This window comes from Streptococcus sp. 5346, assembly GCF_013277455.1.
GTDB lineage: Bacteria > Bacillota > Bacilli > Lactobacillales > Streptococcaceae > Streptococcus.
Map to the genome: position 1 here is coordinate 160266 of NZ_VMMY01000002.1, position 20659 is coordinate 180924.

Annotated in this window: 22 protein-coding genes; all 22 read right to left on the reverse strand. The window is 40.4% G+C overall.

Annotation, left to right across the window (positions count from 1 at the left end):
• Position 1: 1 nt before the first annotated feature.
• Positions 2 to 367: an Asp23/Gls24 family envelope stress response protein gene (locus tag HT732_RS01835; RefSeq protein ID WP_000216437.1), complete on the reverse strand. Its 366-nt coding sequence runs from the start codon at positions 365 to 367 to the stop codon at positions 2 to 4.
• 155 nt (positions 368 to 522) lie between these two features.
• A complete protein-coding gene (rpmB, locus tag HT732_RS01840) occupies positions 523 to 711 on the reverse strand; it encodes a 50S ribosomal protein L28 (RefSeq protein ID WP_001140948.1) in 189 nt (62 codons plus the stop codon).
• A gap of 106 nt (positions 712 to 817) precedes the next feature.
• Positions 818 to 1492, reverse strand: a complete 675-nt coding sequence (locus HT732_RS01845; RefSeq protein WP_173253767.1) for a hypothetical protein — start codon at positions 1490 to 1492, stop codon at positions 818 to 820.
• Positions 1493 to 1496: 4 nt separating this feature from the next.
• Positions 1497 to 1943 (reverse strand): LytTR family DNA-binding domain-containing protein, encoded by a 447-nt coding sequence (locus HT732_RS01850; RefSeq protein WP_173253768.1) that lies wholly within the window; start codon positions 1941 to 1943, stop codon positions 1497 to 1499.
• A gap of 113 nt (positions 1944 to 2056) precedes the next feature.
• Entirely contained in the window at positions 2057 to 2560 is a 504-nt protein-coding gene (locus tag HT732_RS01855; protein ID WP_173253769.1) for a phosphatase PAP2 family protein, read from the reverse strand.
• Positions 2561 to 2655: 95 nt separating this feature from the next.
• Positions 2656 to 4416, reverse strand: a complete 1761-nt coding sequence (locus HT732_RS01860) for an ABC transporter ATP-binding protein (RefSeq protein ID WP_173253770.1) — start codon at positions 4414 to 4416, stop codon at positions 2656 to 2658.
• Positions 4406 to 6175 carry an ABC transporter ATP-binding protein gene (locus tag HT732_RS01865; protein ID WP_173253771.1) on the reverse strand — a complete coding sequence of 590 codons (1770 nt, stop codon included), beginning with the start codon at positions 6173 to 6175 and terminating at the stop codon, positions 4406 to 4408. Before HT732_RS01865 ends, HT732_RS01860 begins: the two co-directional genes overlap by 11 nt.
• A complete protein-coding gene (locus HT732_RS01870; RefSeq protein ID WP_000360534.1) occupies positions 6150 to 6620 on the reverse strand; it encodes a MarR family winged helix-turn-helix transcriptional regulator in 471 nt (156 codons plus the stop codon). The genes HT732_RS01865 and HT732_RS01870 overlap by 26 nt, the downstream gene beginning before the upstream one ends.
• Before the next feature lie 176 nt (positions 6621 to 6796).
• Positions 6797 to 7513: a YebC/PmpR family DNA-binding transcriptional regulator gene (locus HT732_RS01875; RefSeq protein WP_000532884.1), complete on the reverse strand. Its 717-nt coding sequence runs from the start codon at positions 7511 to 7513 to the stop codon at positions 6797 to 6799.
• Positions 7514 to 8182: 669 nt separating this feature from the next.
• Complete coding sequence (ply, locus tag HT732_RS01880) at positions 8183 to 9598, reverse strand: cholesterol-dependent cytolysin pneumolysin (protein WP_143952815.1); 1416 nt, start codon at positions 9596 to 9598, stop codon at positions 8183 to 8185.
• 10 nt (positions 9599 to 9608) lie between these two features.
• Positions 9609 to 10019, reverse strand: coding sequence for a hypothetical protein (locus HT732_RS01885; protein WP_000595751.1), 411 nt, complete (start codon positions 10017 to 10019; stop codon positions 9609 to 9611).
• A complete protein-coding gene (locus HT732_RS01890) occupies positions 10012 to 10620 on the reverse strand; it encodes a hypothetical protein (protein ID WP_143952814.1) in 609 nt (202 codons plus the stop codon). Before HT732_RS01890 ends, HT732_RS01885 begins: the two co-directional genes overlap by 8 nt.
• A gap of 12 nt (positions 10621 to 10632) precedes the next feature.
• A complete protein-coding gene (locus HT732_RS01895; RefSeq protein ID WP_173214004.1) occupies positions 10633 to 11091 on the reverse strand; it encodes a DUF4231 domain-containing protein in 459 nt (152 codons plus the stop codon).
• Between the two features lie 314 nt (positions 11092 to 11405).
• Positions 11406 to 12356: an N-acetylmuramoyl-L-alanine amidase family protein gene (locus HT732_RS01900; RefSeq protein ID WP_173253772.1), complete on the reverse strand. Its 951-nt coding sequence runs from the start codon at positions 12354 to 12356 to the stop codon at positions 11406 to 11408.
• Between the two features lie 375 nt (positions 12357 to 12731).
• The gene (locus HT732_RS01905) at positions 12732 to 14102 is read right to left on the reverse strand and encodes an MATE family efflux transporter (RefSeq protein WP_173253773.1); all 1371 of its coding nucleotides are present in this window, start codon (positions 14100 to 14102) and stop codon (positions 12732 to 12734) included.
• Between the two features lie 114 nt (positions 14103 to 14216).
• Positions 14217 to 15371 carry a recombinase RecA gene (recA, locus tag HT732_RS01910; protein WP_173253774.1) on the reverse strand — a complete coding sequence of 385 codons (1155 nt, stop codon included), beginning with the start codon at positions 15369 to 15371 and terminating at the stop codon, positions 14217 to 14219.
• A gap of 54 nt (positions 15372 to 15425) precedes the next feature.
• Positions 15426 to 16682 carry a competence/damage-inducible protein A gene (locus tag HT732_RS01915; protein WP_173253775.1) on the reverse strand — a complete coding sequence of 419 codons (1257 nt, stop codon included), beginning with the start codon at positions 16680 to 16682 and terminating at the stop codon, positions 15426 to 15428.
• An 85-nt stretch (positions 16683 to 16767) separates the two neighbouring features.
• Positions 16768 to 17784 (reverse strand): LCP family protein, encoded by a 1017-nt coding sequence (locus HT732_RS01920; RefSeq protein WP_173253776.1) that lies wholly within the window; start codon positions 17782 to 17784, stop codon positions 16768 to 16770.
• Between the two features lie 7 nt (positions 17785 to 17791).
• Positions 17792 to 18310, reverse strand: coding sequence for a GNAT family N-acetyltransferase (locus HT732_RS01925; protein WP_173253777.1), 519 nt, complete (start codon positions 18308 to 18310; stop codon positions 17792 to 17794).
• Positions 18300 to 18743, reverse strand: coding sequence for a tRNA (adenosine(37)-N6)-threonylcarbamoyltransferase complex ATPase subunit type 1 TsaE (gene tsaE, locus HT732_RS01930; protein ID WP_000288239.1), 444 nt, complete (start codon positions 18741 to 18743; stop codon positions 18300 to 18302). Before tsaE ends, HT732_RS01925 begins: the two co-directional genes overlap by 11 nt.
• Before the next feature lie 84 nt (positions 18744 to 18827).
• Positions 18828 to 19448 (reverse strand): hypothetical protein, encoded by a 621-nt coding sequence (locus HT732_RS01935; protein ID WP_173253778.1) that lies wholly within the window; start codon positions 19446 to 19448, stop codon positions 18828 to 18830.
• Between the two features lie 263 nt (positions 19449 to 19711).
• Positions 19712 to 20575, reverse strand: coding sequence for a helix-turn-helix transcriptional regulator (locus tag HT732_RS01940; protein ID WP_173253779.1), 864 nt, complete (start codon positions 20573 to 20575; stop codon positions 19712 to 19714).
• Positions 20576 to 20659: the final 84 nt, after the last annotated feature.

Genomic DNA, 20659 nt, shown 5'->3' on the forward strand with positions numbered 1-20659 from the left:
GTTATTCTCCTACAACTTTGATATTTTGAATGTAGACATTTACAGTCTGAGCAGTAATTCCAAGTTGGTTTTCCAAACTAAAACGAACACGCTCTTGAATGTTTTTTGACACTTCGCTAATCTTTGTTCCGTAGCTCAACACGGTATATACATCAACTGCAATACTGCCATCTTCGGCCGCCTTTACGACGACACCTTTAGAATAATTTTCCTTACCTAGAAGGGCTTGGAAATTATCTTTGAGGGCATTTTTACTAGCCATACCGACCACACCAAAAATCTCAGTTGCTGCTCCACCTACGACGGTTGCAATCACTTCATCTGTTAGTTCGATTTGACCATCTTTTGTATTAATTTTTACAGTCATCCTTTTTACCTCAACTAGTTGATACTCTATTTTATCATATTTCAGCCCAAGTGTAAAAGCAGAATACTGTATCAGCGGATATTTACTCTATTTTTCAAATGATTTTATATCTACAGTAAAAGAAAAAAGACCCTAAGGTCTCCTTACTTTTGTTATTAAACGCGTTCAACTTTACCTGATTTCAAAGCACGAGCTGAAGCCCAAACTTTTTTAGGTTTACCATCGATAAGTACAGTAACTTTTTGAAGATTTGGTTTTACGGCACGTTTTGTTTGGTTCATCGCGTGTGAACGGTTGTTTCCTGATACAGTCTTACGACCTGTAAAGTAACATACTTTAGCCATTTGTGTTTTCCTCCTATTAGATCTAATATAGCGGATGTGCTAGCACCACATACCGTACTATGTTATCACACTTTCTTCTTTTTTGCAAGGGAATTGGAAGATTTTTTTATTTGACGTAGACAATACCCAACTTCCCAAAGGCCACATCTCCACGGATAATCAATGTCTTGCTTGTTGGCGCTACAGGAGCGTCCGCCTTGGCTGCACCAAAGGATGTTTCTACTTTCAAATCGACACGCCAGTGTTGTGGAACATAGACGGTTGCATTTCCGAAAGCAACTTCGATATTTAAAGTTGCAAAATCACCTAACATCTCTGCATTGTCATAGTAGATTTTTGCATTTCCAAAAGCAACTTCTACTTGGTCGTCTACAAGATCTTGATCTTGTTTATAGAAAGTCCCACTTCCAAAAGCAACTTCCTTATCTGTTAGAATGGTCTTTTCACCGTCATACCACCATTTTTTTCCATTCCAAGTTCTGTTAGAATAAGTCAGCATGTTTACTCCGAGAACAATTAGAACTCCTGCCCAGATTAGCGTCTGATTTGGAATCGGTAAAATGCCATAAAAGTGGTTGGCAATCATTAAGGCCACTAGGGCTGTAAAAGAGGCTGATGTCAGATGACGACGAAGCAAAGCCTCAACTGATTGGTAGGCAAAAAATCCAATACCAATCAAAGGCCAAATGTGCCCTCCCAGAGAAGGGATTCCAAAATTCCCCTGCAATAACACTAAAGCTGCCAAAATAAGCAACACAATACCAAATGCTTTCTTTTTCATGTTCTTACCTCATGTTTCTTAGATTTTCTTTTAGGAGGGATTGGTAATGCCGTGAGACATGAACCTCCTTGTGGGTTTGATAAAAGGAAATGGTGCCCGTTCCTGAAAAGGACTTGTCCACCGAATAGATTTGCCGAATATTAGCGATAGTTGACTTGGATACCCGACTAAAATAGCGAGGAAGGATAGCCTCTAACTCATAGAGTTTGAGCCGAACTTCGTAGGCATCTTTATGGGTATGGGCATAAATCTTGCTACCTTCCGTCTCAAAGAAGAGAATTTCCGATAAGTCCAGATAATATTCACCCGTCCCCTTGTAAAAAATCAACCTAGGAGACTTGGACTCTTGCAAGAGACGCTGCAAATCCGCAATCTCATCTGTCAAAGCCGCTGCCTTGATGACAATTTCAGTTTCCTCTAAATTGCTGTCAATTTCGATTCGTAACTTCATTCCATCTCCTTTCTGACTCTACTATATCAAAGCTAAAATAAGAAAACAAGAGCAAAAAAGCAAGTGGTTACTTTAGACCCGTAAGTGGTTGTTGGACCCCCTTAACTTACAGGTCAAAATAGAAAGAAAAGCACTCCCCACGCAAGACCACAAATATAACCAACTACTACATCCTTGGGATAATGCACGCCACCTAAGACTCTCACTAGACCGAGGAGGGCTGAAAAGACCAACAAGATAACCCCTAGAGATAAACTAGCATGTAAGCAAGCCATGGAGATAATGGTTGCTGAAAAGACATGACGACTGGGCATAGACTGACCAGGACTATCTCTGTCTAGTAGCGGTACAATTTCCCAAACTTCATAAGGCCTAGGAGCATTGATTTTCTTACGGAGAAGGGACAAAATCACAAAACCTGATGCAGGGATAAACAAATAAATCCCGACCTGTTTCCCAAGTCCTTCTTGGAGATAGGTAGTAGTTAACAAGATTAAATAAACTATAGGCATAACTACCGTCATGAACCGATTGAAAGTTCTTAACAAGCTCAGAAAGATAGGCCTATTTCCAATCTTACCAGCAATGTGGTCATACCATTCTTGATAATTTTTCATATATTTTCTCATCATTTTCTCAAATTTTGCTTATAGGGAAGTACTTGTCTTCTAGTATAGTGTAGAAAAAGAAGGCCGTCAAGCCTTCTTTCGATTTATTCTTCTGCTTCGTCTTCTGTAAACTGACTGTTGTAGAGGTCAGCGTAGAAACCAGCTTGCGCCATTAGCTCCTCATGATTGCCTTGCTCGATGATATTGCCATCCTTCATAACCAGAATCAGATCAGCATTACGAATGGTTGACAAGCGGTGGGCGATGACAAAGGAAGTCCTTCCCTCCATCAAACGGTCCATGGCTTTCTGGATCAATTCCTCTGTACGGGTATCAACAGAAGAAGTCGCCTCATCTAGGATTAGGAGTGGCGCATCTTTCAGCAAAGCACGAGCGATAGTCAAGAGTTGTTTTTGCCCGACAGACAAGGTTACCGTGTCATCCAAGACTGTATCGTAACCATCTGGTAGGGTCATAATAAAGTGGTGAATCCCTACAGCCTTGCTAGCTTCAATCACGCGCTCATCACTAATCCCCTTTTGGTTATAGATGAGATTATCTCGGATAGTACCTTCAAAGAGCCAAGTATCCTGCAAGACCATTGAAAAGGCATCGTGTGCTTCCGAACGCTTCATATCCTTGGTATCCACACCATCAATACGGATGCTTCCCTTATCAATCTCATAAAACTTCATCAAAAGATTGACAATGGTTGTCTTACCAGCTCCGGTCGGTCCGACAATGGCAACCTTTTGACCTGCATGAGCTGTCGCAGAAAAGTCATGGATAATAGTTCGCTCTGGTGTGTAACCAAAGGAAACTCGATCAAAGACCACTTGACCTTTCATATCGCTCAATTGTCTTGCTTTATGGGATTCATCTTCCATCTCCTCTTCAGCTAGGAATTCGAAGACGCGTCCCATGGCCGCACTAGCCTGCTGAAGACTGGTAATCCCTTGGGCGATTTGAGAAAGGGGCTGAGAAAAGATACGAACATAGGCCATAAAGGCAACGATAATCCCGATACTGATGTGTCCATTTAAGGCCAAAGCTGCACCAACGATAATCACCAAGGCATAGCTAAAGTTCCCAATAAACATCATAATCGGCATCATAATCCCTGAAATAAACTGAGATTTCCAGATACTATCATACAGACGATTGTTTAATTTCGCAAACTCTTCTTTTGTACTTTCGATGGCATTGTAACTGGTCACCACATTATGGCCAGAGTACATTTCCTCCACATAGCCATTGACAGCTGCCAAATCCTGTTGCTGACTCTTAAAAAAGCCCTGTGATTTGCCCATAAAGACGGATACAAAAACAAAACCAATAAGGGTTGAAACAACCGTAACCAAGGCTAAAATCCAGTTCATCCCAAACATGGTAACCAAGACTGCCACGACCAGTAAAGTGGATGAAAGAACTGTTCCCAGACTTTGATTAAGGGACTGGGCTGCAGTGTCAACGTCATTGGTTACACGAGACAAAGTATCCCCCTGAGAGTGTCCATCAAAATATCCCAATGGTAGGCTATTGATTTTCTCTGTAATGGCTCTTCTCAAACGCTCTGAAAAACGTTGAATAGCTGTTGTAAACAGAAAGGCCTGTAAATAATTTGATAGAAGTCCGATCACATAGATGACGGCTACAAAACTACCAATAGCTGCAACCGCCGCGACATCCACACTTGTTTCCAAACCACTGGCAATAATATTAGTCATTTCCTTGATGCGGGTTGGCCCATAAACAGTAATGATATTGGATACGATTGTTGCTAGAAAGGCTATTAGAAGGGCAAACTGGAGACCTGCAAGATAGGGTTTACTCTGTTTCCAAAGAGACATTTTCTTATTTTCCATGTTCCAATTCCTCCTTCGATAGTTGTGAATAGGCAATTTCTTGGTAAACTTCGTTATTAGCTAGAAGTTCCTTGTGGGTGCCTTGCCCCACGACTTTTCCTTGATCCAAGACCAAAATCAAATCTGCATCCATAATCGTTGAAATACGCTGTGCAACAATAAGCTTGGTCATAGACTTGGTTTTCTCTGCTAGCTCTTGGCGTAGGACACGGTCTGTCTTGTAGTCCAAGGCTGAGAAGGAGTCATCAAAGATGAGGATTTCTGGCTTCCGAGCCAAGGCACGCGCAATTGCCAGACGTTGTCTTTGACCACCTGAGAAGTTGGTTCCTCCTTGGGCCACTTCTGACTCTAAGCCCGCTTCCTTGTCTTCGATAAAGTTCTTAGACTGGGCCAACTCCAAGGCTTGCCACATAGCCTGCTCACTAAGTGGTGTTTCTTGACTTTTTCCAAAGTCTAGATTAGCCTTAACATCACCTGAAAAGAGAACAGCTTTTTGTGGAATATAACCAACCTTGTTGCGCAAATCTTCTAGAGCATAGTTTTGAACATTAACACCGTCCACCAGAATTTCTCCGTCTGATACATCGTAGAAACGTGGAATCAGATTGACCAGAGTTGATTTACCAGAACCTGTTGACCCAATAAAGGCCACTGTTTGACCAGCTTCTGCTCTAAAGCTAACATTCTCAATAACCGCCTCCGAATTTGCCGCATAGCGGAAGGTCACATCCTTAAATTCGACCTGACCTTTGAGGTTTTCATCAGCCAGCTGCACTTGAGCAGGGTTTTTGATAGAAGAATGCAAATCTAAAACTTGATTAATCCGCTTAGCAGAGATCATAGTTCGGGGAAGAACGATGAAGAGTGCTCCCATGAGAAGGAATCCCATGACAACCTGCATGGCATAAGACATGAAAACAATCATGTCACTAAAGAGAGGCAGACGCGCTATCGGAGCAGCGTCGTTAATCACATAGGCTCCAATCCAGTAAATCGCCACACTCAAACCACTTGAAATCCCCATCATGATAGGGTTCAAAATAGCCATAAGACGGTTGACAAACAAATTCAAGCGTGTCAATTCATCATTTGCTGCTGCAAATTTTTCATTTTGGTATTCTTCAGCATTGTAGGCACGAACGACACGAATACCTGTTAAACTTTCACGAGTAATACTGTTCAGTTTATCCGTCAGCCCCTGAATCAAGGACTGTTTTGGAAAGGCTAGCGTCATCAAAACAGTCGTCATCAGGACGTTGACAATCACTGCCACAAGTACGGCCCAGAGCCAGTATTCTGAATGGCCTAAAATCTTCCCGATAGCCCAGATAGCCATAATCGGACCACGCGTAACTACTTGCAAGCCCATGGTAATCAACATCTGAACTTGAGTAATGTCATTGGTGGTACGAGTTAGGAGACTGGGAATAGAGAATTTCTTAATCTCTGTCTGCGAGTAATCCAAAACTCGGTTAAAAATATCACTTCTCAGCCTACTAGTATACGAAGCCGCCACTCGGGATGCAAAAAATCCAACTGCAACTACGGACAAGAAGGCAAGAAAGGACATTCCCACCATCATGCTTGCCGGCTGCCACAACTCATCTAAATTAGTTCCTTGACTACCTAGCAAATCCGTAATTTTCGAGATATAGGTCGGCACTTCCAACTCTAGATAGACCGAAAAGCAAGTAAAGAGAATGGCTAGTAAAATCATCCCCCATTCTTTTCTACTAATTCGTTTGGCTAATTTCTTCATTCTCTCCTCCTATTCTCTTGATATTTTCCTGTAGTTGACCGAGAACTTTCTCAAAAATCAGTAATTCATCTTCATCAATGTCTTCCATCAACTGCTTATCAATTCGTTCAAAAAAAGCCTTAACCTCTTGCATCTGAGAACGTGCTTTGTCCGTCAAACGAACAAATTTTGCCCGCTTATCGCTAGGACTCGCCTCCAATTCCACTAAACCATTTTGCACCATACGCTTGACCAAATTACTAGCAACAGACTTGGTAATATTGAGTTCCTGCTCGATATCTTTAATCAAGACCAAGTCTTGGTTTTTCTCACAATTATCCAAAAAACGCACAACCTGACCTTGAGGCCCACCCATAAATTCAATACCACAACGTTTGGCTTCCTTTTGCACCATCAGGTGAATCTGATGACCAAAACGCTTAAAGACTAACATCGGTTTATCCATACTAACCCCTTTCTAATCATTGCATTTAGTTCTCCTAGGAACTAAATAAGTTTCCATGGGAACTATTTTACCACTTTGAAAAGAGATGTCAAGAAAAAGTTTGCTAGAGAACTATTTTCTTGATTCAAAAAATCCCAAGTGATTTTTTCACTTAGGATCATGTTCTCTAGGTTAAATTAGAACCCGTCTACGTTTGTGTAGATTTTTTGTACGTCTTCGTCGTCTTCAAGGACGCTGTAAAGTTTTTCAAAGGTTTCAAGGTCATCGCCTGACAATTCCACTTCTGATTGAGGAATCATTTCCAATTCAGTCACTTGGAATTCTTCGATACCTGACTCACGAAGGGCAACGATAGCCTTATGAAGGTCAGTTGGAGCTGTGTAAACTGTGACTGTACCTTCTTCTGCTTCTACGTCATCCACATCCACATCTGCTTCTAGCAATTGCTCAAAGACCGCGTCCGCATCTTCTCCAGCAAATACGATAACACCCTTGTTGTCAAAGAGGTATGAAACCGAACCTGAAGCACCCATGTTTCCGCCGTTTTTACCAAAGGCTGCACGGACATTGGCCGCTGTACGGTTAACGTTTGAAGTCAAGGTATCAACAATCAACATAGAACCATTTGGTCCAAAACCTTCGTAACGTCCTTCTGTAAAGGTTTCGTCTGTGTTTCCCTTAGCCTTGTCCAAAGCCTTATCGATAACGTGTTTTGGCACTTGGGCTTGTTTAGCACGGTCGATAACGAATTTCAAAGCTGAGTTTGATTCTGGATCTGGATCACCTTTTTTAGCTGCTACATAGATTTCTACACCAAATTTTGCATATACTTTAGAGTTAGCTCCATCTTTAGCCGTTTTCTTGGCTACGATATTGGCCCATTTACGTCCCATTAGGAATCTCCTTTTTTCACATTTTAATCTTTCTTATTATAACACAAGTTTTTTCGATTTTCACTAAAGGAAATAGATTTTATTCAGTAAATCAAGCTAGGATGACACTTTTGTTGCCAAGATGGTCTTGCCTTTCTATCTTTATCAACATTCAAAAAACAAACTAGACCATTATCTGCAAATAGAAAGTTTCAGCCAAGTTTGACAAAGTCCGCTCAAGCTACTGTTTTGAGGTTGTAGATATAAGCGACAAAAACAATCATACTGCAGCTTTTGTTGACAGTCTACTCCAGACATATTATAGTTCAAGTAAATACTTTGAAATTCAACAGTTCTTATAGGCACTATTGTATTCTAAGAAATCAATAGAAGAGTTTCTAAACAAAACCATAATTTATATGTTCCCGAAACAGAAATTTATGTTCTTTTTGATTTCACATGATACTGAAATTAGACTAGTACACTGGCACTTCTAAAACAAGCAAAAGGTAGCTAATCCCCTGTATAGCAAGGAGTTTCACTACCCTTTTTACTTTTTTACACATCCTGTTTGATAGACTTATTTTAACATCACGAGCATACTCCAATGGAAATCGCTAGGCAAGAGATAAACTTTCAGATATTCGCAGAGAGATCATCGCCTCTTTTTGTCGCAAACATTCTTCTCTCCTAATCATTTTCTACCTTATCCTCTACCTGAGGATAAAGAGTCGTTCCCCAAATAGAAATCGTCCGCTTACGCACTAGTGGCAAGTCGGTTTTTTCATAAATCGTACGCCACCATTCCCAGGCAAGTCCGGTACACTCTCTAATTTTGACAGAGAGATTGCGAACATTCCCTTTCAAAGGAATACTAGTGGTAAAATGAGCCGTCAAATCCTGCCCATTTCTGTTCCAAGACTTAGGAGTCAAGACTTCCTTACCTTGATAATCATAGGATAATTCATCCCAAGTAATGTAATATTGGGCAACATAGGCACCACTATGATCCAAGAGTAAATCTCCGTTTCTGTAAGCTGTCACCTTAGTCTCAACATAGTCTGTACTGTTTTGAAAGGTCGCAACTACATTGTCCCGTAAAAAAGAAGTTGTATAAGAAATCGGCAAGCCTGGATGATTGGCTGTAAAGCGACTGCCTTCTTGAATCAAGTCCTCTACCATATCCACCTTGCCTGTTACAACTCGGGCACCCGAACTCGGATCCCCTCCTAAAATAACCGCCTTCACTTCTGTATTGTCCAAAATCTGTTTCCACTCTGTCTGAGGAGCTACCTTGACTCCTTTTATCAAAGCTTCAAAAGCAGCCTCTACTTCATCACTCTTACTCGTGGTCTCCAACTTGAGATAGACTTGGCGCCCATAAGCAACACTCGAAATATAGACCAAAGGACGATCGGCAGAAATTCCTCTCTGCCTTAAACCCTCTACCGTTACAGTATCTTGAAACACATCTCCTGGATTTTTAACAGCATCTACGCTGACTGTATAATAAATCTGCTTAAAATTAACAATCTGAATCTGCTTTTCGCCCGAATGGACGGAGTTAAAATCAATATCAAGAGAATTCCCTGTCTTTTCAAAGTCAGAACCAAACTTGACCTTGAGTTGTTCCATGCTATGAGCCGTGATTTTTTCATACTGCATTCTAGCTGGGACATTATTGACCTGACCATAATCTTGATGCCACTTGGCCAACAAATCGTTTACTGCTCCGCGAACACTTGAATTGCTGGGGTCTTCTACTTGGAGAAAGCTATCACTACTTGCCAAACCAGGCAAATCAATACTATAAGTCATCGGAGCACGATCGACCGCAAGAAGAGTGGGATTATTCTCTAACAAGGTCTCATCCACTACGAGAAGGGCTCCAGGATAGAGGCGACTATCGTTGGTAGCCGTCACGGAAATATCACTTGTGTTTGTCGACAGGCTCCGCTTCTTTCTTTCGATAACAACAAACTCATCGGGTAACTGATTCCCCTCTTTGATGAAACGATTTTCAATACTCTCTCCCTGATGGGTCAAAAGTTTCTTTTTATCGTAATCCATAGCTAGTATAAAGTCATTTACTGCTTTATTTGTCATCTTCTACCTCCTAATAAGTTCCTGGATTGAGTTGCATAAACTCAGACTTGTTCAGCGAAATCAGCCGTGGTTGGACTAAGTGATCCAAAATTTCCTCGTACAATTCTTCTGAGACATTGCGTCGCCGTCTGGCTAGATAAGAAGTCGGAATGACCGTATTATCCAACATAAATACCTTATCTAAGTCAATCAAGGTTGGTCTTGTAAAAGGATTACGAGCTAGATCCGGCTCTTCTATCATAAAGTTCTTGACCAAACGTCTGGTCAAGAGAGCTGGTTTGAAGGTCTGATTTTTAACCAACTCTTTGTTTTTAGTCATGCTGTTGTCGATACAGATATACATATGATTCTTCACAGCCAAATCGCTACTAATACTTGGAAAAGGCAAATAAAGAGCCACAACATCTCCTCTCTTAATCAAGCAAGAGCACCCCCTTTTCTCCTAATGTAACATAGACAGGATTGACCAAGTCTTCTAATTGACTCAGTGCTTCCAAAGTTTGAGTTTGGCGCCCTGTCAATTTAGTAACATCTTGTCTCTTCAATACAAAATGCTTGTCGCCAATTACCTTGACACTATAATCCTTCTCCAAAGCTGACTGGTAAATCCACATCAGATCTTGTCTGTCTTGAAAACTCAAGAGTAAGGGCGTTTCAAGCCTCCCGACAGCCTGATAAAAATCAAAAACAGGAGCTAACTCCTGCCAATCTGACTGGCTAGTTGTCAAGGCTAGAAAAAGGGCTTTGCGAGCTGATACTTCTTGATTAGCCTTGAGAGTCCCCTTGCCCTCCAAGTTTTTTAAAAAGTGGGAAACTCCAGAAAACAAATCTTTCTCTAACTGCGAGAAATAAAAACCTTGCCTTCCCAGACACAAGTCTCTCAAGTCGCTTTCTCTAGCAAATAAGAGTTCAAACATTTGATAGTAAAAGAAAAATATCTGGCACTGAGTTGCGCTCATCTCTTCTTTATCGGCTTCTTTTTTCAACCAGAGCAAGGGCGACAGGTAGCTGGATTGAGACATTTCCTCCACCTCCTATTCTTTTTTCTCTGGAGCATCTGCACTAGCTGCTACTTCTTTTGACTGGATACTTTCCCACTGGTTGATTTCCTCTGAGATAAGACCTTCGCATGTCTTGACAAATAGGGCAAAAGCCTTGGTCTTTCCTGCATATTTCTCCGTTTGGCATTGATAGAGGAATTTTTCTCTCTCCAGGAGTTGCGCAGTCTTTTGGTAAGAAATCCAGTGTTCCTTGGCATTATACAAATTGAGAATCCCCTCACACAGTAAACCGAGACTGGATAAGGCAACCGAAATCAAACGGTAGCGATCACCTGGCATAGGAATAGCACAAAAAACAGCTATGAGGAAACCTGCCACGATTTCTGTTATTTTTAATACCTTATAGCGTCTACGATGTTGAACACTTTTCTTTAAAAAATGAGCTATCTGTACATCCAACCGCTCTGTCAAATACATTTCTTCCGACGTCATGTTCGTAACCCCTTTCATTTACTTTGATAGTCATAGTATAACATGTTTGAATGTCAAAGTATAGTAAAAACTGGAAAGCTATATCTTATTATAAAACTCAAATATGAAATGTTTGTGAAATGAGAGAAAAATAGCACAAAGAGGAAAGATAAAAAGTTTCAAAATAAAAATCACCAGAAGGACAGTATTCCAACTAGCTTTTCTGGTGATTTTTGAATTGTTTAGTTCGTTAGTGTGAGATAGGAATAATTGAGGATTAATGCTTTTCAAGACCTAATAATATGCGCTTTTCTGCTTTGAAAGACATTCCATTATTATTTTACTGTTATCAAACCTTCAGGCTCGACTGTAAATTCTGGTTTCTCTGCTATCGTACCATCTTCTTTAAGGTAATACCAGCCATCATTTGATTTAACAAAGGCATTGGAAACCATATCCCCATTTTGGCTATCAAGATAATACCAGGTCTCCTTGTACTTGACCCAGCCTGTCTTCATAGCGCCCTCTGTGTCAAAATAATACCACTTCTCAGCGATTTTCTTCCAGCCTGTAGCCATTTCGCCTGACTGATCAAACCAGTACCAGTTGCCGTCTATGTGCTTCTTCCAGCGGTCTGCAAGCATATATCCTGAACCGTCAAAGTAATACCAGGTACCATTGACTTTCTCAAACTTATCTTTTGGATAAGAACCATCTGAGTGTACATACCAGGTGCCAGTATCGTTCTGTTGCCATCCTGCTTCAATCCTCAAGCCGTTTTCAATATCCTGCTTAAACTGCTCACGGCTAATACCCCATTTGGCAAGATAAGGATAGGGGTCAATGTGATCTGAGTTATTATCGGGTTGGTTATTGGTGCAATATTCGTGTGTCTTGATACCTGCTAAATCAGCAGTATCAAGCGTTTTAGGTATCCCAGCCTCGTCTGCTAGATTGCGCAAGAGTTCGATATAGAGGCGATAGTCAATCAGAAACTCTTCTTTTGATTCATGACTTTCAATCAGTTCAACTTGTGCATAACCTTCTGCATTCCAACCGCCCCCAACGTCCCAGGCACCATTATCAACAGGTCCTACCTGCATAACACGACCATTACCAACTACGTGAGAAAAGAAGCCCAATTCAGGATCTTTTCTGTAATGGTAGTCAGCCTCATTTTGAACCGTTGAATTGCGGTTGCCTGTGGAATGAGCATGGACTTGCCTGTATGGTTGCACGCCAACTTGAGGCAAATCTGTTCTTAATTTACTCACATCAATTTCCATATTCTACTCCTTATCAATTAAAACAACTTATTTTTTACAATCCAGAGCTAGAAACTCCTTTATTTATACCTTACAGAGAAGACAATCCTAGTCACGATTAGGCTTGTAGATAGAACTTCAAAACGAACTATTTTGACACTGTAAATAGGACTGATAAGGTCTGCATTCTATCTACAACAACACCCCAAACTAAAAAGCTTTTCAAAAGTATATTTTTACAGTTTCTATATGTCCTTTTCATAAATACTATACTTTATTATATCATATAAAAGAAGTCAAAAGTCTGTTAAACTATTTTCAAGACCAAACTAAAGATAACAGCACAAGTTTTTTCGATTTTCACTAGAGGAAAGAGATTTTATTCAGCAAATCAACCTATGATGACACTTTGGTTCCCAAGATGGCCTTGCCTTCTTTTATCAAGGGGTGACGAAACAGTGAGAAGTACAGTTGGATGGTCATGGCAACCCAGATAAGGGGTTCGCAGAGGATAACTCCCCTATAGCCTGCCCAAGGGATAATCAAGACCACAAAAGCAATTTTCCCGATTAGTTCGATAAAGCTAGATACCAGAGGAAGGACTTTTTGCCCCAAACCCTGCAAACAATTGCGATAAATCAATAAGAGACTCAAAATAGGATAAAAGGCTGAACTGATTTGCAGATAGAGACTACCATTTTCTATCAAGTAGCCATCTGTCGAACTAGCCAAGAAGGAAACCAAGGCCGGACTGGCAAAAAAGAGGAAGACACAAACAAAAATTGCCCAGAACATACTTAAACGACTGCCGATTCGAAGTCCTTGAACAATGCGGTCTGGTCGCTTAGCTCCTAGATTCTGAGAAGCAAAGGTCGTCATTGATGCAGAAATAGCGGTCATAGGAAGAAGGGCGAAGGCCATAATGCGTCGAGCTGCCGTCTGGGCACTAATAATCACTGCACCAAAGGTATTAACAGAAGACTGTAAAATCACACTGCCTATAGATACAATTGAACTCATCAAGCCCATAGCCAAACCTTGCTCCAAAAGATCCGCATACAAGGCCTTGTCCCATTTGAAATGCTTAAACTGAGGCAAAAGTTCTGGCACGCTCTTACGAATATAGTAAAAGCAGAGAACCGCTGATAAGCCTTGCGAAATAATGGTAGCTAGTCCCGCGGATTGAACTCCAAGATGCAATTGCGTAATAAAATAGAGATCCAGAACCACATTGACCAAGGCAGAGAAAATCAGAAAACCAAGCGCAGCCAGACTGTCTCCAATAGACCGCAACAAGCCTGCAAAGAGGTTATAAGCAAAACTGACACCTACACAGGTCACAATCATAGAAATATATTGATAGGACTGGGGAAGGATTTCTGCAGGGGTATCTAAATATTGCAAGAGTGGATACAGACCGACAAATCCCAGCAGCATAACTACAATACTCAAAAGAGCACCTAAAATCCAGGTAGCTGCTACTGCTTCCTCTATTTTAGTGAAATTCCGAGCTCCATAATAGCGGGCAATGACAATTCCCATGCCATTGCCAACACCAAGAGTAAAACCTACAATCAGGTCAAAAATCGCTGTCGTCGCCCCTACTGCAGCCAAGGAATCTTGACCAAGAAAACGCCCAACAATCAAGACATCAGCAGTATTATAGAGCTGTTGAAAAATATTTGATAGCAAGATTGGGAAGGCAAAACTCAAAAGCGAGGGAAGAATCGGACCATGTATCAGGTCCACTGTTCGTTTTTTATTCATAAGGCTATTATATCAGCTTTCTAGAGGAGCGACAAGAAACAGCAAACTATAGGCAATCTGAAATCTTGAACAAAGAATCGAAAAAGCAGTGGATTTCTCCACTACTTTGACAGCTTATTCTTCAATTTCGATTTCAAGCTCATCGCCTAGATCAAGAGTTACTTCTTCATTCACAGAGTCTACTTGAGCTACTTCATCTTTTTTGCTTTCAGCAGCTTCTTCTCCATCAATCAAACCAAATTGAACACGGACTTGATGGTCAATTTCATCAAAGATTTCTGGGTTATCTGCCAAGTATTTCTTAGCATTTTCAGAACCTTGCCCGATTTTCTCATCCTTATAAGAGTACCAAGCTCCTGCTTTTTTGATGATATCCAAATCGCTTGCGATTTTCAAGAGTTCACCAGTCTTAGAAATCCCTTCTCCGTACATGATTTCAACAAAGGCTTCCTTAAATGGTGGAGCCACCTTGTTTTTCACTACCTTGATCTTGGTTTCTTTACCGACATTGGTATCTTTTTGGTCACCAGTTCCCTTGATCTGTGTGCTTCCACGAACATCCAAACGGACTGATGCGTAGAATTTCAGAGCACGTCCACCAGGAGTTGTTTCTGGATTTCCAAACATGACCCCAACTTTTTCACGTAATTGATTGATAAAGATGGCTATTGTTTTGGTTTTATTGATAGAAGCACCAAGTTTACGCATAGCCTGGCTCATCATACGAGCCTGCAAACCAACGTGGCTATCTCCGATATCTCCATCAATTTCCGCACGAGGTACAAGGGCAGCAACTGAATCGACCACGACAAGGTCTACAGCACCTGAGTCAATCAATTTTCCTGCAATCTCAAGACCTTGCTCTCCTGAGTCTGGTTGCGACAAGAGCAATTCGTCAATGTTGACACCAAGGGCCGCAGCATAAGCTGGATCGAGGGCATGTTCCGCATCGATAAAGGCTGCAATACCACCTTCTTTTTGCGCTTGTGCAACTGCATGAAGGGCAACCGTTGTCTTACCAGATGACTCTGGCCCGTAGATTTCGATGATACGTCCCTTAGGATAACCACCTGAACCAAGGGCAATGTCAAGAGCCAAGGAACCTGAACTCATCACTTGCACCTTTTGCTCCGCACGTTCACCCAAACGCATGATTGAACCCTTACCAAAGTCTTTCTCAATCAATTTAAGAGCGTCATTCAAGGCTTTTTCGCGTTCAGCACCGAATTTTTTTGAAATTTCATCTAATTTTTTTGGTTTTTTCGCCATTCTATTCTCCTACATTCTAATGGTCCTCAGACCTATCTACTATTATATCAAAAGTTAGTCACTTAATAAAGCCTTGCGAACTAGATTAAAGGCATGCATAACCGCAATGTGACGTACATCTGCTCGACTTCTACCTCCAATATTCACCTTGACGACCTCAGTTCCATGCTCTTGGGCCAAGCCTATGAAGACTGTCCCAGCCGGGTGCCCTTCTAGGCTATCTGGACCTGCCACTCCAGTCAAACTAAGACCAAAATCAGACTGGGTCTTGATTCGTGCCTGCTCAGCCATCTTCTGAGCTGTAAATGCAGACACCACACCCTGTTCTTCCAAATCCTTGACAGGAATATCCAACATCTTTGATTTCTCCTCCAAGCTATAGGTTACAAAACCACCCTTAAATATACTTGAAGCACCCGAAAAATCCGCTACCCTAGCTTGGAAAAGACCAGCCGTCAGACTCTCTGCAGCCGTGATGGTTTTTCCTTGCTTTTTCAGTTCTCCTACTACGATACTGGCCAAGCTGGACTCTTCCCCATAACCATAACAAAGGTCTCGTAAAGAAAGTCCTTCAAAGGTCTGGCGATTCAAGATTTGATGTTCCAAAATATCCAGCACTTGATTCGCCTCTTCTTGACTGCTAGCCTTTGTTGACAGACGCAAGGTTACCTCTCCTGTCTTGGCATAAGGTGCCAAGGTAGGATCGGTCTGATTATCAATTAAATCAGCCAAAATCGTAACCAGCTGACTTTCGCCAATTCCAAAGAAACGAAGAACTCGGGAATACAGCTTGCTCCCTGTCATCAACTTGGGTAGAAGCTGATTTAAGACCATAGGTTTCAATTCACTTGGTGGACCTGGAAGGACAACGTAGGTCACTCCATCGACTTCCAATATTCCTCCCACAGCCAGTCCTGTTTCGTTTGGCAGTGGAGTCGCTCCATCTACAATTTGGGCTTGTCTTTCGTTATTCGGTGTTCGGGCATAGTCTGGTCGCTGGGCAAAAAAGACATCTAACTTCTCCTGCGCCTGAGGATCAAAGACTAATTCTTTCCCTAAAAATTTAGCCAGAGTTTGTTTGGTCAAATCGTCCTCAGTTGGCCCTAAACCACCTGTCAAAATCACCAGACTGCTACGTTGACTGGCAATTTCAAGCAAAGACAAGAGACGAGCTTCATTGTCTCCTACAGCCATCTGAAAATATACGTCTACCCCAATCTCTGCTAGTTTTTCCGACAAAAACTGAGCATTGGTATTGACAATCTGTCCTGTCAAAATCTCTGTTCCAACAGCAATGATTTCTGCTTTCATGTTTCCTCCTACCTATCTATTCGTATTTTTTTGAAAAAATCGCAGGAAATTTCCCACGATTGATTTTTTATTTATAGTAAGAAAGTTAATTGTCTTCGTCACTAACAGGCACCCGTCCAAACAAATCTTCAAATAAGACAACATTTGTTTCCAGCTGAGTGACTTCTTCTTGCCCCAAAGAACGTCGCAATATATTCTGCATTTCCAACATATGCTCTCTCGAAACAATCTGGTAAGAAATACCTTGCAACATCTCTCCTTCGCCCTTCAATTGTTGAGATTCAATGGTTTTAAATGAATCTTTATAGCCCAACAAGCTTGGAATGCTTGTCGCAGATAAGTCAATATTAGTCTGCATATTAGTACTTAGGGCTTTTAAGATAGACTGATAGTGACTGACACTATTCAAACTAAGAACTTTTTCAACAACTTTTTGAATGACTTCACGCTGGCGCTTTTGACGACCATAGTCTCCTTCTGGATCTTGATAACGCATGCGTGAATAAACAAGCGCTTCTTCTCCATTTATTGTCTGCTCTCCAACACCGATAGAAATGGTGTTAAATTCTTCTTGGTCACTGATAGAAATCGGGAAACCTAGTGTATTATTGACCGTAATACCCCCCACTGCATCGACCAATTGTTGCAATCCTTGCATATTAACCATAATGTAGCGATCGATGTGGATATTCATCATCTTTTGAATCGTTTCTATAGCAAGTTCTGCTCCACCACCAGCATAGGCAGCGTTTAGCTTCGCTTCTTCAATACTACCATCTTTATGTTGAATTTTAGTCAGGATATCACGTTCCAAACTCAACATCATGGTCTTCTTAGTATGTGGATTGACAGTCAAGAGAATCATGGAATCACTATTTCCAGCCCACTGATCTGTACGCTCTACATTCCCAGTATCAACCCCCATCAACAGAATGGTCAAAGGTTCTGTTGCTTCAATAACCTTGGTTTCTTCTCCGATTTTTTTATAGGTCTTTGATAAGGTTTGTGTGCCTTGCTGATAAATAGTATAAGCAAAAACACCGACACCCAAAACTGTCACAGCTAGAAAAGCTAATACCATTCCAATAATTTTTTTAACCATATTTCTACTAATCTATCAGTTTACCCATCAAGTAAACATCGATAAATTTCCCTTCTTCTATATATGCTCCACGCTCTTGGCGACCTTCAATTATAAAGCCATGCTTTTGATAAAGATGGACTGCAGCTTGATTACGAGTTTGGACAGTCAGTTGGAGACGACGCAGAATGCCACTTGCTTGTGCCCACTCTATCGCTTCCTCTAGCAAAATACTTCCCAATCCATTATTCCAATATCTTTTTCCAATCACAATGAAGAGATCTCCAATATGACGGACTCTCTTGCGCTGGTCAGCTGTAATATTTACAATACCAGTAATTTTATCATTTAAGAATGCAAGTAAGGTTATCTGATTGTCCGAACTAGCTTGCTTGTTGAGGAATATTTCCATCTCCTCACTGGTCAAGAGAATACCATCTCCGTCTAGACTGGTAAAATCTGTCTCCAAACTCACACAATTTAAAAAGGCCACTAATTCAGCTGCATCTTTAGGCTCTGCTTCTCTAATGAGCAATTCATACTCCATGTTGAAGCTCCTCTAAAAGCTTTTCTGCACGCAAACCCTTTGCTTGGAAATGTAATCTGCGACCGTCTTCTTCTTTTAGAATTTCCAACTCTAAATAAGTATCTGGCAAGGCATCTCCTAAGAGATTGCCCCACTCAATAACAGTCACTCCGCCACCAAAGAGAAACTCATCCAAGTCGATAGAATCCGCATCTCCTTCAATTCGATAAACATCTAGGTGATAAAGTGGCAGTCTGCCTTCATACTCTCTTACGATAGTATAGGTCGGACTTTTAATCATTTGAGAAATCTGTAAACCTTTAGCAAGTCCCTTAGTAAAGGTTGTTTTACCTGCACCCAGTTCTCCAGTTAAGATTAAAACATCATTCTTTTCTAATAGATGACCCAAGCGTTCCCCTAAGGCTTGTAGCTCTTCTTCATTTTTTGTGTACATACTCTTATTATACCAAAAACTTTTCTTTTGTGTCTATTTTCCTGCTAAACTTACCATCATAACATCCATAAAAACAGGCTTGCTCTAAAAGAAAATAAGCGTAGCAATGACCAATACAAGATCTCGGAAAATATGACCATAAAAGGAAACTTCCTTTTTAACAGAATTTGGGACAAGATAGGCTGCAAAAAACAAACCCAGTCCAATATAAATCAGAAGTGAGACAATAGTCATTGGATTTCTTAAGAAGAGAAGTGTTGCCATAATAGTCACCAACACTGTCTTTTTTCTGTCTAGCATAGCAAGCAAATCGCGCATGTATTTTTTCAAGGGTAAAAAAATCAGCAAATCTAGCCCAAATAGAAAGAAAAAGGATGGCAATAAAAAGTCAACTAATTCTTGCTGCAACGTATTTTTGATGAACAAATTATCTGACAAGACAAGAACAGCTCCTAACAAATTAATTAAGAGCAGGATACTGTAAAAAAGCTTCACTGACTGCTTACTGGCTAGGACACTATGAACTTCTTGCTTACGAGTATAAAGATAATTTACTCCAGCACAGATTCCTGAAACGAAGACCATACTTCCGATGAAAAAAGCTGTACTTTGTTTAAAGGACAAGATGCATTCCTTCCATAGGAAACAGCTGCTCAAACTGATTTGAATTAAAGCTAACAAAAATAAGATTCTCATTGATTTCATCTTTTCTCTCCCTTCCTACCAATCATTATACTAGGAGAAAAGAGGGAACTGTTTCCAATCTTCTCAAATGTCTCTTTAAGACGCTAAACAAACACCAGAGACTAATACTCAATGAAAATCAAAGAGCAACCTGCGGCTAGAGCTGACGTGGTTTGAAGAGATTTTAGAAGAATATAAATTTGAAATAAGGCTGATAGTATTCATTTCACTATCAGCCTTACAGGTTATTTAACGTTTCAGAAAAACTATAATGTCAAGATTAACTAAACAGCATCTAATTCCTTCAAATAATTTTCTATCTTCATCAACATTAAAGGATTGTTATAAATCTTACATAACTCTCTTGCTTCTATATAATAATTTTTGACTTGTTCTTTGTCTAGAAATTTGGCTCCAGCATTTCCTACAAGAATAAGTAGGGGAGCCAGTTGGTAGCTTGTCTGTCTTTGTTTACAGAGTTCAATCGTCTCAAGAGCTTCTTGAATGGCTTCGTTATATTTTTCCTTTGACACTAGGTAGTGAGTGTAGTTGTAACGAACTCTGATGTAGCCAAATAAAAACTCTTGATGCTCAAAATTTTTTGTCTGATATAACTCCATCAAATGAGAGTAGTTTGCCTCATATTCTTGTTCACGACCCACTAAGGAATAGAAATTAGATAAAGTATTCAACGCCTTTAAATAAATCAGAGTATTTGAAGAGACTTTTAATAATATAATTTCCAATGAAGAAATAGCCTCACACTTACTGTCATATTGATAAAAGTCAATAATAGCTTTAATCCATTCAAGGTAAGTTCGGTCTTCTAGTGTTAGAAAAGTACTTCGTTCAATCTCTATTCTATAAATATATTCCAAATCGTCATAATTTCTATCATCTAATAGGCGAGTAGATAATTGCTTGAAATTAGAGAGGTTAGATTTAATTTCAATTTGTTCATTGAAAAAGTAATCCAAAGGAACTTCAAGTCGTTGAGAGAGTTTGAATAACAAGTCTGCGGAGGGAATAAAATGACCTCTTTCAATTTTACTAATCTGACTTTGTTCACAAATTCCTTCTGCAAGAGTTTGTTGGGAGAGACCTAACTCTTTTCTCTTTACTCTGAATTTCTCAGCGAGTGTATTCATTAAAGATAATAATCCTTCCTATTTGCTTAATTTCATTATAAAATTTTTAGTTCAAAATACAATAAAAATATTTGAATAAATAAT